General features: G+C 43.6%; 9 protein-coding genes. 2 read left to right on the top strand and 7 right to left on the bottom strand.

Translation table 11 applies throughout. The annotated features are described in order from the left end of the window. Positions 1 to 37: 37 nt before the first annotated feature. Both KCX82_RS18420 and KCX82_RS18415 read right to left on the bottom strand, forming a co-directional pair. Positions 38 to 679 (bottom strand): TetR/AcrR family transcriptional regulator, encoded by a 642-nt coding sequence (locus tag KCX82_RS18420; protein ID WP_227019960.1) that lies wholly within the window; start codon positions 677 to 679, stop codon positions 38 to 40. Between the two features lie 286 nt (positions 680 to 965). Continuing rightward, a complete protein-coding gene (locus KCX82_RS18415) occupies positions 966 to 4,118 on the bottom strand; it encodes an S-layer homology domain-containing protein (protein ID WP_227019959.1) in 3,153 nt (1,050 codons plus the stop codon). Positions 4,119 to 4,414: 296 nt separating this feature from the next. Here KCX82_RS18415 and KCX82_RS18410 point away from each other — a divergent pair, with 296 nt between their 5' ends. Both KCX82_RS18410 and KCX82_RS18405 read left to right on the top strand, forming a co-directional pair. Continuing rightward, positions 4,415 to 5,833: a helix-turn-helix domain-containing protein gene (locus tag KCX82_RS18410; protein ID WP_227019958.1), complete on the top strand. Its 1,419-nt coding sequence runs from the start codon at positions 4,415 to 4,417 to the stop codon at positions 5,831 to 5,833. 454 nt (positions 5,834 to 6,287) lie between these two features. Then, positions 6,288 to 10,472 (top strand): M14 family metallopeptidase, encoded by a 4,185-nt coding sequence (locus KCX82_RS18405; RefSeq protein WP_227019957.1) that lies wholly within the window; start codon positions 6,288 to 6,290, stop codon positions 10,470 to 10,472. 150 nt (positions 10,473 to 10,622) lie between these two features. Here KCX82_RS18405 and KCX82_RS18400 read toward each other — a convergent pair whose 3' ends face one another. The 5 genes from KCX82_RS18400 to KCX82_RS18380 form a co-directional block, all read right to left on the bottom strand. Beyond that, positions 10,623 to 12,047 carry an AMP-binding protein gene (locus tag KCX82_RS18400; RefSeq protein WP_227019956.1) on the bottom strand — a complete coding sequence of 475 codons (1,425 nt, stop codon included), beginning with the start codon at positions 12,045 to 12,047 and terminating at the stop codon, positions 10,623 to 10,625. A 350-nt stretch (positions 12,048 to 12,397) separates the two neighbouring features. Next, a complete protein-coding gene (locus KCX82_RS18395) occupies positions 12,398 to 13,615 on the bottom strand; it encodes a DEAD/DEAH box helicase (RefSeq protein WP_227019955.1) in 1,218 nt (405 codons plus the stop codon). A 146-nt stretch (positions 13,616 to 13,761) separates the two neighbouring features. Next, entirely contained in the window at positions 13,762 to 13,962 is a 201-nt protein-coding gene (locus KCX82_RS18390) for a hypothetical protein (protein WP_227019954.1), read from the bottom strand. A 250-nt stretch (positions 13,963 to 14,212) separates the two neighbouring features. After that, complete coding sequence (infC, locus tag KCX82_RS18385; RefSeq protein WP_227019953.1) at positions 14,213 to 14,743, bottom strand: translation initiation factor IF-3; 531 nt, start codon at positions 14,741 to 14,743, stop codon at positions 14,213 to 14,215. Between the two features lie 76 nt (positions 14,744 to 14,819). Next, positions 14,820 to 14,996: a zinc-ribbon domain-containing protein gene (locus KCX82_RS18380; RefSeq protein WP_227019952.1), complete on the bottom strand. Its 177-nt coding sequence runs from the start codon at positions 14,994 to 14,996 to the stop codon at positions 14,820 to 14,822. Between the last annotated feature and the right edge of the window lie 220 nt (positions 14,997 to 15,216).

Below are 15,216 nucleotides of genomic sequence, written 5' to 3'. Positions count from 1 at the left end.
TCCCTATTACGTTTCAAAAAAATAACTGATTTCTATTTTACTCCACAGCTAAGGCTGCTCTTGTATTTATCCCATCAAGCAATATCTTAAAATGAGCAAGTGCCTGCTCCTCTAAGTCGAAGTCGGGATATCGCAAGCACCATTCATAACTGATCCCCCTTATGGCCATTACGAAATGCTTTGTCAAAGTATCCAGAGGAAGCTCCGTACGGAATTCTCCCCTCTCTATGCCCAGCTTGAGCACATCAGCAAACATTTTATACAACTCTCTGTTATAGCCCTTGATCGCCTCCATATTGACAGCACCTGTGAGCTGCACCTTATAGACGATTCTCATTCTGTTATATCCAATTGTGCCGGTAAGCACTTCGGCTATTTTTGAAATCAGTGAAAGGAGCATATCAGACGCTTTTGTTCCAGCCGGAAACGAATCAAGATGGGCTTTATATTCCGCGTCCACGCCGCTTACATAATCAGATAAAAACGATGCAATCAGTGCGTCCTTCGATTCAAAATGTACATAGAACGTGCCTTTTGATACTCCCGCCGCTTCCACAATGTCATCTACGGTAACGTCTTCAAACTCATATTGGCCGAAAAGCTGTCCGGCGCTCTCATATAATTTCCTTTTCGTTTCAGCCGCCTGTTCTTTTCGGTGGCTTGTCTTTTCTTTTATCATGAGACCACTTCCTCCATTGAAATCTGCGAAAATCTAAGATATAACGCAGTTTAATGACTAAGTTCACTGACCATAGTCATTATTTTGTTTTACATTATAACACTGTAAAATCTTTATTTCAACATCAATCGTCAATATGTGATATGTCCTTTGGCCGGGCAGAAAAGAGAATGTCAAGCTCTATAGGTAAACAAAAACATCCCGACCCAATGGTAAGGATGTTTTGTTGGACCTGCCTCCGCTCACTTCGCCGCTTTTTTTCCAAATGCACGAAGTGAATTTTCTACTAAGGCGTTATAATAAAATATGAACGATTTAGCCGGGGATCAATATTGACTGCTTTGATCATGATCCAAGTGCCGGGTTCCGTATCCAGACTGGAAAGATCGTAGGTACTGCTTCCCCCGGATACCGATGTCGGAGTCACCAGATTACCCGCTGACAGATACAATGCCTCCGGAGAAGTACTCGTAGATACCGTTACCGTAGTATCAGATATGGCACTTACCGTGACAGTCAAACTGCTCGCATTGGTAATATAGGACCCTTGAAGCGCATTGAATTCTGGCAAGGTGTCATCACTGGTCCTGATCTCGGTAATTGCCCCATTTCCTCCCACACTCATTGCGATTGCTGACATACTGGCATACATACCGTTCAATATAGGATCGATCGCCGAAAAGGTTGTTGTGGTATCGCCAGTGACGTTTTCACCGACTCCAGCCGTTCCATTTAAGTTGGTGCCATCCAACCAATAATTTCCTGTTTCACTTCCCTTGTTCGATCCAATGACAGCACCAACTGCAGTAGCCGTTCCGGCGGGTACGACTCCGGTATTGAAGCTGTCCCAAACTTGCCCAACCCCTCCTTGAAGTGTGTTCAAATCATTACATCCAACTATGCCTCCTACTATTTTGGGGCTATAAATCGGACCTGTATTATATGATGCTCGCAGCAGTCCATAACTTTGATGACCTGTTATTCCTCCGGTATAAACATAAGCGATCACCATGCCGCTGTTAGCACAGTTGTTTATAAGTTCACCCCTCGCAAAGCCTCCAATGATTCCCCCTGCTAAGGATTCTCCCATAATCGATCCCGTATTATAGCAGTCTGTTATGGATTTATATGTTCCGGATCCGGCGATTCCTCCGACCGAATTATACATACCGGAGATTTGACCCGTATTAAAACAATTATCTACTGTTCCATGTTCCGTAACTCCTACGATACCCCCCGCAGCGGCAGTGCATGATATATCACCGGCATTGACACAATCAATAATCACGCCATTGCTCGTTCCGGCAATTCCTCCAGCCCCTGTCGAGGCAGTAATTGTTCCGGTTTGATACACGGCGCTTACCGTCCCTCCGGACTGATATCCGACGGCTCCTCCTACATTGTAACGTCCGGTAATATTTCCGTTTATTAAAGAACAGTCTTTTATCTCTGCTCCAAAGGTATAACCAAATAGCCCGGCGTTGTCCACTCCGCCTGAGATCCTCAGTCCCGTAATTCTTTTGCCGTTTCCGGAAAAGATTCCCGTGTATGGACTTGTATCAATTCCTATCGGCACAAATTTTCCTCCATTGAAGCTGCCGACGGCGTGTCCCGTGTAGGGAATTCCGTACACGTTGACAGCAGCATTTAAAGCCCCCATAGGGGTAGAAGGATCTGCGGTGCCCGCAGTAATACCAGTAAAATCCAGATCATTCAGTAAAACTGCATTTGCATTTTTATGCATCGCTAAATGCTGAAGCTCGACCTCCGTATGAATAGCATATCCCGTAATTGGCTTAGTCGAGGCGATGTCAGGATAATACTCTGCCATGTATTCAAACCCGCCTGCTGTTATGCTTAAGCCACAATCACAATGACTTTCGTTCAATGCCGAAAGCAGGGCCGCCTTGCCGTTAATTTCGGAAAGAATAACCGGTTCCGATACCGCTGATTCTGTGCTGATTCCGGCATTGTTAACTGCGACCGCTTTAAATTGATAAGTACTCCCGGTAGTTAAGCCTGCTATTTTAACCGGTACGGCGATTCCCGAGCTGCTTGCTGCCAAGGTTCCGTTATTATAGGCGTACACTATGTATGATGTAATGGAATTACCTCCATTGCTCACAGGTTCCGTAAATGTTACAGCGGGCAAACCGTCTTTAACCGATCCCCGAACATCGGTTGGGGGTCCGGGCACCGTTGCCGCTGTACGCGTCCTTGATCCTTTATTTCCCTTCTCTGTTTCAGCTGCCGCTTGTAACGTAACAACGATACTGTCTCCTTCGGTAACAACCGCAGCCGAATCCGGCAGAATTGCAGCGACACCTTCCTGTACTTGCGCAGTCGTTACTCTGCCGGTGCTGTCCAGCCTTCCGGCTATTTCCTCTGCAATTTGAATGGCGGTCTCTGCACTGACTGAACCGTTAAAATAAATTATACTTTGAAAACCATCCTCTCCGGAATCGAGAGTTTGTCCCTGATTATTCACAATCAGGTTATCATTAAAAACCATGGCACCATGAATTACACTGATTCCATCAGTTAGAACCCTCACTTTTGTTCCCTCTTTGCAGACAACCAGCCGGACGATAATGGAATCTTTAAGCGTGACCGTATTCACTCCGCCTCCAAGGATATAAACGTTTGAAAGAGCAGACAAGCTTTCGAGCGTTGCATCTCCCTCTCCTACCGACTTCTCAATGGTGATATCACCCACATAGATCTTTCCCTGTAGGATTTCTCCCGCATTTTTTACAGAGATAGTTTCTCTTACAATTGTTTCTTTCTCAATTATTCCGCTAATGATCCTGGCGGCTTCCGCTCTTGTCAATATGCCTTTGGGTAATAGACTCCCATTTTCATTGCCTGTCATATAACCTTTTTTCACCATCAGAGACATGGCAATTTTTGCCCAATTTGAAATTTCCGAAGAGTCCGAGTAGTCCTCCAATGATGCCGTTATCACTGATCCGGAATTAGGAAGAAATCTTGAAAGCATAACAGCAGCTTCTTGCCTTGTTATACTCTTTCGGGGCAAAAAGCTGTGATCATTGATGCCGTTTACATACCTTGCATAGCATGCTTTTTGGATCTCACCGCAATACCAGTCCGTTTGCCGAACATCTGAGAAAAGCAGCTTCACCGTATTTTCATCTCTCAGCTTCAAAGCTTTGTTTACCATTGTTACAAATTCGGCTCTGCTCACAGCCTGATTGGGTTTGAAGGTTCCGTCTTCATAGCCGGTTATAATGCCTGCCGTTACTGCACTTTCAATATACCTTTTGCCCCAGTGCCCTTCTATGTCTTTCAAAATCGTTTTCGGAGAGGCAGCTTCTACCGAGGCTCCTTCGCCATATGAAATACTGCCGGAAAAAAATGATGAAACGATAAGTGCCAGGGTAATTAAGAAGGTAACAGCTCGGTAAGTTTCTTTTTTCATGATTTGACACCTCCCTGATAAAATATGATAAATAAATACTATCTCTTGCAAAACTAAAAAACAATACGAGAATCTTTCTGCTGACACACAATAAATGTGTCGCCAACCCCGTTCCGGTATCTTTGTATCATCCATATTTTGTGCTATACTAATCATGCAGGATACCCTTCTTTGCAAAATTTAAGAATCAGTAATTACTTTATCAAATAGTGCAATATTTTATTATTATCTCAGATTAAGGCGGTGTCGTTTTGAGTGATGATCTAATGACTTTCGGAGAATTTCTAAGGAATATCATGAAAGACAAAAATATTTCTGTTACAAAGTTAACTGAATTAACAGGCATAAAGAGCAGAAATTCCATACAGAGAATTCTAAAAAACGAAGTTAGTATCTGCGCCATCCAGGCGTTCAAAGAGAGACTGTTAAAAATAACGTCTTTAGATTTATCTCCCTATGAATTGCAGCAGTTAGGTCAAGCCATTGAAGTAACAAAAATAGGAAAGGATGCATTTCACGCCAGAAAGATTCTTTCCCAATTATTTGACAGCCCCAGCTGTAGAATAAATTCAGAGAACCTGACTGTACGGAACCCGGTTCATGGAAAGAATATTTTATTACGTGAGCTATTTGCTTCTTATCAAAGCTTTTCTAAAATAAGGTTTCTAATATTCAATATGATTTCCCTTGAATTTACCAATGAGCTGATTCACTTGATGAAAAACTCTCCACCAGGCTTTATTTCCGTATCACAAATTTTGTACGTCGGGGATAATCCCAGTCATAATGCGGCTGCATTTACCGTATTTTTTAGTCTGTTTAATTTTGAAAACTATCAAGTATATAGTATTTCCGACGGGGATGTGCCCGAAAATCAACTTAGCATTATTCCTAACTCTGTAGTAGTAGATAAGGAAACCTTAGGGACAGCTCACTTTACGGATCTAATCACTTTGGATGCAGACAATCGATTTTCTTTTATTGCGGATTTACCGGATCATACTTTATATTCTTTTCATTCATATCATTTTGAAAAAATGAAGATAAAAGCCAAAAGTATGAAAAGAACACCCAGTCAAAGCAATCCTATAGACAGGGTCATTAGTATTTGTGATGCATGTTTGCCGCTGGAAAAGAGTTCCGCGAAGTATATCGTTAAGCACAGTGTTAGTACTACAATGATCCCATTTTCCATTCTTAATGATATGGTGATAGAAATGAATTATTTCGGCAGGAGTAAGGATGACCCCCAGATCCGAAAAATGCTGGAAATCTTTAATGAGCGATTCTATGCTATGTATCATACGAAAGCGTCTAAGGTAAATCTGGTTACGAAGCGAGGGTTGCTGGATTTTGTAACAAGCGGACTAATGTCTGATCATTTTTGTTATTTAAGGCCATTTACAAAAAAAGAAATTAAAATAATTTTAGAGTTTATTATTGAACAATTAGAGAATAACAGCTATTTTAAAATACTGCTTCTAAAAAATGATTATGCTATTGGCAATATAGAATTCACTTATTTTGAGGACAGGCTGCTGTGGGTTTCAGATACGTGCTCAGGGTATCGCAATGACTATTATGAAGGAGTCCTTGATTCGGCTCCCATACTTCGTATCTTTGACGATTTTATAAAAAACGAGCTTATTCAAAATCACACCCTGCCTGAGGCTGAATCAATAGAATTTCTAAAGCACTTGATTTCAATTGTATAAGAGTTTTTTTCCTTCCCTTGATATATAGATTACCTCCGGCTTCCAGCACATGGGCGGCCCTCAGCCTCCACTAGGTTCTCAGTCGACCCTCAGCTTCCAATGGGTTCTCAGTCGGCCCTAGTACTGGCACACGCAAAAAAACCGGGTGCTGGTACTTTATTTTTTTACCCGTTGTATTATGATTTTTTTAATAAGGCTGTTTGAATACAAAGGTACTGAAGTTGAAAAAGTTGCGGTAAACCTAAACAGACCGAATTTGAAGATTTAAAGTTTACAGGAAAGGATGTGGTGGAAACCGGGCCGCTCGTTCCAGATAAAAGAGCCGCTTGGCCACGCTGAGCGTCAGCAGCGAGGCTGAAAACAGAGAGCCACAACTCCAGAATAAATGGGGCTGAAAACAGAGAACCGCGACTCCAGAATAAATGAGGTAAATATTATTAGGAGGTTAATAATTATGCAGCTTAAAAAAATAAAAAAATTTTTAAGTGTGTTAATTGTGCTCAGCTTAGTATTTTCGTTAGGCATAAATACATATGCTGTAGATGATTCTCCCGCTTATAACGCAGCAATCCTCCTTGAAAATAATGCAGATTTGAACGAAGTAACGCCCGGGGCGCTGGAAGTAGAACCGCCCGCGGGGCCGGATGCGGTGACGACCGAAGCGCTGGATTTAGTAACACCCGAGGCACTTAATTTGGTAACGCCCGAGGCGCTGGATTTCGTAACGCCCGAAGCGTTGGAAGTAGTGACGCCCGAAGCACTTGCATTAGCGCTGGAAAACAACCGGCTCTATATCAAGTCAGTTGAAGTTATTAACGGCGGACCCGTGCAGATCCTGTACAGGCCTGAAGTTTACAGGGGCGTTTCAGAAAGCGGCGAAGACCCGGACAAGTACTACACCACAAGAAGAGAAATCAATCTGAAAGATCCCCGTATCTTTCATGTAGAGTTTACAGTTCCTGCGGAAGGCATTACAGATCCACAGGCATTTCTGGACACTGTGAACTTTACATACGGTGGTTTTGCTCTCAACCGTTGGGGCAACGGCAGCAACTTACGTGGAACAACACCAATTATGCTCCTGTTAAATAAACAGATCGTTGCAGTTGCTGACGGCTACAAGGTTTCCGCCAGCATCAGAGTCAACTCGCCCTATGGGAGCAGCAACGCCAATGCGACCAGCAACATTCCTTATAACGGGTATAACGGCGGCACTCAGGGTGACTTTGGCAGCGGCCAAACCGCTGACAATCGAGCGTTTTTCCAATTTGGCCCAACTTATGAAGGCCCCGGAACCTATGCCCTTGAAGCTGTAGCGGACGGGCAGACGCTTGCCGCGGCCAGCTTGCATATCGGTCCGTACGACGAGTACCACTCCTGGATAGAAATTAATGAGTTCTGCCAGGACCTCATTGAAGCGATTACCGGTGAAAGAGCAGATGTCGATGCAAAACCGCTTGGAGTATTGGCCGCAGGTACTGTAGTGAAAAACGCCGACGGCAAATTTGAAAGTGGCGACGGCGTATACGTGGAAGTAAGCATACTGGGCTACGGCCTCACGGACAACTACAGCGGAACCAACGCGAACTACAATAATTACTCCCAGTTTAACCCGATCTGGAACGTGGTTGTCGCGAAAGACGGCAAGACCGTTGACGACTACCTCAAGCCGGGCGGATTGAAAGATCAGATGAACGACAATCCGCAGGCTCTGATCGATAAGTACATAAATGCTGATCCTGAAGACATCGATTTTGTTACACCATTCTACCAGAACAACGTTCATTCCGACGAAGTATCCGGAACGGACAGCATGATCCATTTGATCAATGCGTTGATTGACGGCGGTAATGAAGGAAAAACCCTCTCTTACAAGACCTTCGACGATGGTCAAATAACTTGGAACTACCGTCCTTCAAGCAACACCAATACAGGCTATACTGCTTTTAATCACGTTGTTAATGCCGGTCAGTTCAGCAGCGACACATCCAGAACTGAAATGTCTATCGACACCGGTGAGATACTGGACAAGTTCATCATGGTTAACACGCTGTGCAGCAACCCCGACGGAAAAGCGGCCATGCGAAGGGTAAATCGGTACGGCATGGACCTTAACCGCGACGCTGTTTATGCGACACAGCCTGAGACGATAGCGCTCACGCAAGATATCGCCAAATGGGATCCGATTGTCATGCTTGAATGGCACGGCTATGTCAGCCAGATGCTGATTGAGCCTTGTACACCGCCTCACAGCCAGAACTATGAACCGGATCTAACCCTTAACAATATGATACAGCTCGCTTATTCCGGGGGCAAGGCGCTTACCGCCAGCACCGGTTATAACAGATTCCACCTGCCTTGGGATTCCATGGCGAACGGCTGGGATGACGGCGGCAACATTTACGGGCCTATGTTCGCAATGCTTTTCGGATGCATGGGCTGGACCATCGAGCTACCTCATTCCAATTCGGATGCCTTCGAAGCAGGGAATGCCATTAACTACGCAATGCTGAACGCACTGCTGGAAGGTGATACCGCGTATTACGACGGCAATGTGCTCAACAGAAGCATTGACGGCAAAGACAGCCATGCGGTTGACAACAAATACACAAGTTTGCGCAAGAGCACGATTTTGAACAAGCTCGAGTTCAAACTGCGCGGTGTTGAGAATATCGACTCGCAAGCCGCGGACAAATATTTCATTGATGTCGTGAGCGGCGTTGGGAAATACGTCGGCAGAGCAAGGAAGGACGACGGCAATGGTGGAAAGCTTCCTTTCTTCCCGGATTATCTTGTAATTCCCGGTACGCCCGAAACTCAGTTTAACGTGGCCGAAGCATACAGGACGCTTGATTTTACTATGCGTTACGGCGCGAAGGTGAGCAAAACCACGGAACCCGTCACATATAACGGTGTGACGTACCCAGCGGGCACGTATCTCTACGATATGAAGCAGGGCAGAAGAAATTTCATTGCCGAAATTATGAGCAAAGGATATGACGCCACGAATTTCGCCAGCATGTACGCTGACATTTACTGCAACTTCCCTGACACAAGGGGCTTCGATTGTGTGGAAGTATGGTCACCAGATTTGTTTGACGGCAAAACTGTGTCTGTCGACTCTGTTGAAAAGAAAGCCAATATCGCAGGAGCACCGGATGAATATGTAGTATTCAAGAGTAACAGCGTAGACTCTGTAAGGTTTGTAAACCTTCTGCTTTCCGGCAGATCCAGCGGCCCGTCCTTTATCAACAGCAAGGAGGACGTATGGATGCTCCGCAAGAGCGCTGAAGGTGTAGGAACGATGTCCGACTATATCATCGAAGCTAAGAACCTGGACAAAATCTACGCTTTGGTGGATAATCCGGATTTAGGGCTGAAAGGCTGCCACCTCGAGGGAAAATACATAAGCGCTCTGCCGAAAGAGGCAGTTAAGCTTGTAGAACCGGTGATCAGCCTAAACAGCACGAGAAACGCGGCGACTGTCGGCGGCGCTATTTACTGGGCTCTTGATGATTACATGGGATTTGGTTCCATGAAGAACGCGGACGGAACGGACTATAACGGCAATTCCGCCTCCGCAGTCAGGCCCGGCGCCAACGTTGTTCTCATGAATAACGCCGCGGCCAGCGGAAACCTTTTGACCGCTATCAAGAATAACAAACTGGGGCTCGTAATGGTACAAAGCGCGGCAAGCTTGACAAATGCTAACTTCGGCACAGGAACATCCTCCCCAACCACAGGTTCATTTGGTGACGTAGCACTTTACGGCGACTACAACGTGGACGACAGCCTCTTTACAGCAAACTACGCTAGTACTGATACGATTTACGCCCGTGGAAATTACTTCACAGGCAACATACCCGAAGGCTCGAAGATCCTGTTCAAGTCAAAGGACGGCGGTGCGTTTATAGGCGGTTTCCAAGCTACCGGCGGCTCCAAGGACATCTTCCAGAACCGCACAACAATGTTCAGCACGATACTGAAAGGCGGCGGAATAGCCGGCAAGCCGGTTCAGTCTGTGACCTTCGGCTCCAACATGTTCTTCAGGCCGCATTACCAGAAGTATTACCCAATGCTTGCGACTGCTATCTTCGCCGGAGCGGCCGGGATACTTGATGACCAGATCGATCCTGTAATAAACAGCATCGAATTTGGTAGCTCTGATGTTGTAGTCAGCGCTTCAGACGCTGATAGCGGTATGGCTGCGTATGCGCTCTATAAGTGGGACATTGCTGCTAAAAAATATGTTCTCGAGGCCGAACAGGCCGATGGAACCTTCGCTTTGGCATCCGTCGAAAGCAGATACATGATCGTAGCAACTGATTACGCAGGAAACGAGGCAGTGGGCAAGTTTGCGTTCATTAACGGTACTTTCTTCGTCTACGGCACCGAAACGGCAGCCCCGTCCGCGGTTATAGAGAAGCTGAGTAACAACAAGAATAGCCTGACAGTCACTGTTACGGAAACCTTCTTCAAAGAAGGTAACGCTGTCTTCAACAGAGGCCTTGCCAAGAAGTTCTCCATTGACAACAACGCGGCAGGCACATACGATGTCGAAGGCTACAAGGTCTATGTTGACACAAAGGGTAATACACAGGTCCGAGAGTGCAAAATTACGAACTTTACAGCACAGTAGTCTAGCACTCACCCGAACGAATATTTACCAAACTGCAGACAAGGAACAGCGTAATATTTTAAATAAAAAACGGGTTACTCGCGAAAGCATTTGTAACTCGTTTTTTTGCAAGTGTTTGTAACCCGTTTTTTGCATTAGTACAGAAATCTATTATTCCCTATTGGAAGGATACCATCTTATTATTTTTTGAGATGAATTCTTCTGAAACGCTTCTTTCCTCAGCACCATCTTTTTTATTCGCTTAAAGAAAGGCAGCGTATCATTGATCTTGCTAATTTCGTCCCAAAGCAGTTTTTCCATCTCCTGCTCAGAATAACCGGCTCCGAGCCTTTCAGTGACTTTTTCCTTATTTGCCAGAATCGTGGCGGCTATAACGGGAGCTCTGCCGTCATCTGAATCCTTGCTCCACACCATGCTCTCCAGAACATACGTTATGCTGATTAAACAGTTTTCTAATTCTTCCGGATACACATTCTTCCCGTTTTCTGCAATGATAACATTCTCTTTTCTGCCCGCTATATAGATAGATCCTTTTTCATCTATCCTTCCCAGATCACCCGTATACAACCAGCCTTCTTTCAGGGCTTCAGCAGTTGCTTCGGGATTATCACAATATCCCATCATGATATTTTCTCCGGCCAGACAGAGTTCACCGATACCTGTTTCGGGTTCTGGACAGGCTATTTTCGCTTTCATCTCAGGAAGCAGGCGGCCTGCCGATTCGTTATCAAGGTTGAGCATCACTATGGACGCGCTTTCGGTAAGGCTGTACCCTCGCATTGCTGAAATTTCAAAATTGTAGTTAAGCCCCTCACAATACGTTATTGACGCTCCATTATAAAGGGGTAACAGGATGCCGCATATGCATTCGCGCGCGCAATGCAACGGAAGTTTCGTAAAGAACATATCGCTTTCAGCAATATTGATCACCGCGGACACCAGCGTTATCTCTGCTGCCAGGTTTCCATGTGACAGATAAACCCCTTTGGAAACGCCTGTAGTTCCTGCGGTAAACATGATCGCGCAGAGTTCATCGGGTATTATTCGCGTACTAGTAAAATCATGATTGCCGGAAGTCGCCATCTGCTTGCCCTCGTCAATTAATTCTCGCAGAGAAAAAATATCCCATTCGCTCTTTTCCTTATCCATATTTACGAGCATTTCTAGCCCGGTGACTCCGTCGTTTCTGATCTGCCGAAAGGTCTCCTCTAATTCTTCCGAAAAAATGGCACAGCTGCATCCAGTGGCAATCAGAAAGTGTTTCAGTTGGTTGGTACAAAATTCTTTGTCAAGCGGAACGGCCACCCCGGTTCCGCATATCGCCGCTAGGTAAGAAACAGCCCATTCATAGGAGTTCTTGCCCACAATTGCAATTCTCTTGTCCTTCATGCCGCGCGAAATAAGCGAAGTTCCAAGTCCGCGTACATCGTCGTATGCCTCATTGTAGGTGATAGCGAAATAAGCTTCCGCCTTGTCTTTTTTCACCCAAAACGCCGGTCTTTCTCCATATTTTTCAGCACTTTTTTCAAACATATACTTTATATCGGGTATCTGATATTCTTCTTTGCTTAACATTTTTCTTTCTCCCGTATGGTAAGCCTCCGGACCCAGTACTGTTATTGGAAGATTAAATACTTCAATTAATATAATATGATTTGTTAGAGTGGTTAAATACCTCAATCCTGGTAAATTCATCTTACGTTTTTTTATTGATTTATTCTACAGTTTTTTGTCCATCGGCAAGGCCGGAGAAAAGGAAGTTGACTTTATAGCCATCAGCCCCGAAGAGAAGATTTATTATCAGGTCACCGAAACCATGAGCGGTGAACGCACACGAGAACGGGAACTTGAGCCGCTACGCAGCATCAACGATAATTACGAGAAAGTAGTACTAAACAGCCCATACCAAAAACAAGAAGCTCCTTTTAACGAGAGCTCCTTCTTGATCTATGTCGTCTTCTATTTGTTTTCTTCGGCGTTGGTTCTTCCGCCCCAGGTTCGGATATTGCCAGCGGGTATGGATGATCTTCAATGATCGAGATCTTTTTATTTATGAGCTTTTCAATGTCTTTCAGCAAAGGCTTTTCCTCTGAATTGCAAAAGGAAAGCGCCACGCCTTCCAGTCCAGCTCTTCCGGTCCTTCCGATCCGGTGGACATAGGTTTCAGGGATATTCGGCAAGTCATAGTTGATCACATGGGACAACTCATTAATGTCAATTCCTCTTGCCGCAATATCCGTTGCGACAAGAACCCTGGTTTTTCTTTCCTTAAAATTATTCAAGGCCTGCTGCCTGGCTCCCTGAGATTTGTTTCCATGGATTGCCTGTGCCTGTACTCCTGCTTTTACCAGGTTTTTGACAATCATATCCGCACCATGCTTTGTACGTGAAAACACCAACGCTGACTCAATGGATTTATCATTTAAAAGATGGATCAGAAGCAGTTTTTTATCCTTTTTCTCCACGAAATAGACGGCTTGATCAATAATATCCACGGTAGAAGAGATTGGCGTTACGGCCACCCTTACCGGATCCGACAAAAGGGAATCCACAAGTTTTGTGATTTCCACCGGCATTGTTGCCGAAAACAACATATTTTGTCTTATTTGCGGTAAATGGGTAAGGATTTTTTTCACGTCATTTACCATTCCCATGTCCAGCATCCGGTCTGCTTCATCCAGTACGAAAAACTGCACACGATGAAGATTGACAAACTTTTGATTTACAAGATCGATTAATCTGCCTGGAGTTGCTACCAGTATGTCGATCCCCGTCTTGAGGGCATCCGTCTGCGGCTTTTGACCAACACCGCCATAAATCACAAAGTTTTTAAGCCCAAGATTTTTACCGTATGTTGAAAAGCTTTCCCCGATTTGGACGGCCAATTCACGCGTCGGCGTCAATATAAGCGCTTTGATCATTCTTGGCGATCTTGGTTCTCTTTTTTCCAAAGCCAGCTTCTGCAAAATAGGAATTGCAAAGGCCGCGGTCTTTCCGGTTCCTGTCTGCGCACATCCGATCAGATCCCTGCCTTCCAGGAGGGGCGGAATGGCCTGCTGTTGAATGTCGGTTGGTTTTGTGTATCCTTCCGCTTTTAATGCCTCTCGAATAGGCATGATGAGATTCAATTTTTCAAAAAACATTTTTCTCCTTATCAAAACCGGATGACTTTAGAGCGATTATCCGGTATAAACACCATTAAAAAAAATTATACAACAAAATTACTCCTATGTATAATGATAATACGTTTTAACATATTTCCTTTCAGTCCTAAAATGCTTACATCAACTCATCTTGTTTTTTCCTGCTTTTTCTTGAAAAAAACCAGTATATCATCATAGATCATGTCAGACAGTTCTTCATCGGATAGCGGTTTACGGCCTTCTATACCCAGTTTTTTATCTAGTATCTTATCTATTTGTATCAGCGCTTTTTGTTGATCATATCCTAATTCCACGATTTTATTTAATAGATTAAGTGCGGTTCTCATTTTACCTCCTTGGGTTTCCAAGTGTATAAATAATAAAAAACTCCTGCAATAAAAATTACAAGAGTCAACAATATTTTAATTATTTATTAAATGGCTCGTGCCAATAGTTACTTCCTTTTGCAATGCTCTTATTATACCATAGTATAAAGAAAAACGCAAACTTTCCTTTTTTATTAAAATGAATCCCACAATTTTTTCTCAAGATAATCATGAGATTCAAGTATTTGTATATTAATTCAGCTAATAAGTCTCATGGTTTTTGGGGGCTTAAAATAATGCTCATGACTCTTCCTTCGAGCAAAGGAGCTTTATCAATGGCACCGACTTCCTTAAGTGACTCAGCAAATTTTGAAAGCACTTCATAGCCATCATCCGTATATTTTTGTTGCCTTCCTTTAAACCGAATACTTGCTTTTACTTTATTACCTTCCGATAAGAATTTGTAAGCATTTTTTACCTTAAAATCTAAATCATGCTCTTCTATTTTGGCGGATAATCTTACCTCCTTAAGTGTCACAAGCTTTTGGCTTTTTTTTGCTTCCTTCTCTTTTTTGGCTTTTTCATACATGGCTTTATTGTAATCAACGATTTTACATACGGGCGGCACTGCATTAGGAGATATTTTCACTAAATCCAAATTCTTTTGAAATGCCATTTCCAATGCTTCTGAAGTCGATACAATTCCTAGCATAGTTCCATCCGCACCAATAAGTCTGATTTCTTTATCATTTATTTCGTTGTTAATTTGCAATTCATTTTTATTATTGCTAATATTATGCACCCCCTAAATACTCTTTCACATAAATTATAAAAGTGGATCAAAAATCCACTTTTACTGCTTGAAACAAACATTATTATTAGTATCTATTTCCATTGCCTCTGTTATTTCTTTGCTGTTGTTTTTTTGCTCTTCTGCATTCGAGACACCTTTGCGGTTCGTTATCAAATCCTTTTTCTTTATAGAAAGCCTGTTCGCTTTCAGTAAAAACAAATTCCGCTCCGCAATCTTTACATGTAATTGTTTTGTCAGCCATAACGCTAATCTCCTTTACTTTATTTTGGATTTCAAAATTAGAGACAGCGCTCTCGAAATAAATCAAAGAAGTGTTGTCAAAAATAATTAACCCATGATTGATGTGAGTTCAGTTGATGTGGCCATTATAATATATGAATTTCAAGGATGCAAGAATAACTTCGAAAATATTTTTGCATTTTAGTAAGATTGTCATAAAAATCCTCCCTTGGCCTTTTTAA

It is taken from the genome of Sinanaerobacter chloroacetimidivorans, from assembly GCF_018128545.1.
In the GTDB taxonomy this organism is placed as follows: Bacteria; Bacillota; Clostridia; order Peptostreptococcales; family Anaerovoracaceae; genus Sinanaerobacter; species Sinanaerobacter chloroacetimidivorans.
This window is presented reverse-complemented; position numbering and strand designations above follow the sequence as displayed.

What these genes read in the sequence shown, in the direction of transcription:
- KCX82_RS18420 (WP_227019960.1), bottom strand. Translation starts at nt 679, where the DNA reads ATGATAAAAGAAAAGACAAGCCACCGAAAAGAACAGGCGGCTGAAACG.
- KCX82_RS18415 (WP_227019959.1), bottom strand. Translation starts at nt 4,118, where the DNA reads ATGAAAAAAGAAACTTACCGAGCTGTTACCTTCTTAATTACCCTGGCA.
- KCX82_RS18410 (WP_227019958.1), top strand. Translation starts at nt 4,415, where the DNA reads ATGAAAGACAAAAATATTTCTGTTACAAAGTTAACTGAATTAACAGGC.
- KCX82_RS18405 (WP_227019957.1), top strand. Translation starts at nt 6,288, where the DNA reads ATGCAGCTTAAAAAAATAAAAAAATTTTTAAGTGTGTTAATTGTGCTC.
- KCX82_RS18400 (WP_227019956.1), bottom strand. Translation starts at nt 12,047, where the DNA reads ATGTTAAGCAAAGAAGAATATCAGATACCCGATATAAAGTATATGTTT.
- KCX82_RS18395 (WP_227019955.1), bottom strand. Translation starts at nt 13,615, where the DNA reads ATGTTTTTTGAAAAATTGAATCTCATCATGCCTATTCGAGAGGCATTA.
- KCX82_RS18390 (WP_227019954.1), bottom strand. Translation starts at nt 13,962, where the DNA reads ATGAGAACCGCACTTAATCTATTAAATAAAATCGTGGAATTAGGATAT.
- KCX82_RS18380 (WP_227019952.1), bottom strand. Translation starts at nt 14,996, where the DNA reads ATGGCTGACAAAACAATTACATGTAAAGATTGCGGAGCGGAATTTGTT.